This window comes from Arthrobacter sp. SPT-J7, assembly GCF_059089965.1.
On the sequence record NZ_JBNHFF010000493.1, the window covers coordinates 1 to 849 of the forward strand.

Sequence of the window (849 nt, forward strand, 5' to 3'; positions counted from 1 at the left end):
GGCGGGACGGATCGAGGTCGCTCGTGTGGATGGCGTCGCCGTGGCCGAGGCCGGTGTTGTACAGCGGCTTGCCGTTGTCGTCGATGGTCATTGACCCGAAGACGAACTCGTCCTTGCCGTCGGCGTCAACGTCCGCGACTGACAGGTTGTGGTTGCCCTGGCCGCGGTATTGGGCCCCGGCAGCGTCCGAATCGAAGACCCAGCGCTTCACGATCTTGCCGGCCACGAGGTCGTACGTGGCGAGCACGGCCCGGGTGTAGTAGCCGCGGCTGAACATCATGGAGGGGCGCTCGCCGTCCAGGTACGCCACAGCACCAAGGAACCGGTCAACGCGGTTGCCGTAGGTGTCACCCCAGGCCCCCACATCGCCGCGGGGAGGATCGTACTTCACTGTATCCATCACTGTGCCGGTGGCCCCGTGGAAGACGGTCAGGAATTCATCGCCTGTCAGCACGTAGCCGGTGCTGTTGCGGTGGTCTGCACTGGGGTTGCCGACCGCTGTTCCAGCCGCGTCCCGCGTGCCGTCGGCCGTCTTCATGGCGACCTCAGCCTTGCCGTCACCGTCGAAGTCATAGGCGAGGAGCTGGGTGTAGTGGGCGCCGGCACGGATGTTCGGTCCCATGTTGATGCGCCAGAGCCTTGTGCCGTCCGTCTTGTAGGCATCCACGTAGACAATGCCGGTGTAGCCTGCCTGCGAGTTGTCCTTGGAGTTGGACGGTGACCACATCTGGATAACTTCGTAGGTCCCGTCGCCATCCAGGTCCGCCACGCTGGAGTCCCCCGCGGAGTAGCTGTAGGGCTGGCCGTCCTTGGTGTAGTCGTCGGCGGGCTTGTCCAGCTTGATGGCCA

At 64.8% G+C, this 849-nt stretch carries 1 protein-coding gene; it reads right to left on the minus strand.

The window, feature by feature from the left end:
• Positions 1–849, minus strand: an 849-nt coding sequence (locus tag AC5RWX_RS33835) for a rhamnogalacturonan lyase family protein (protein ID WP_494100510.1), incomplete at both ends; no start/stop codon positions are given.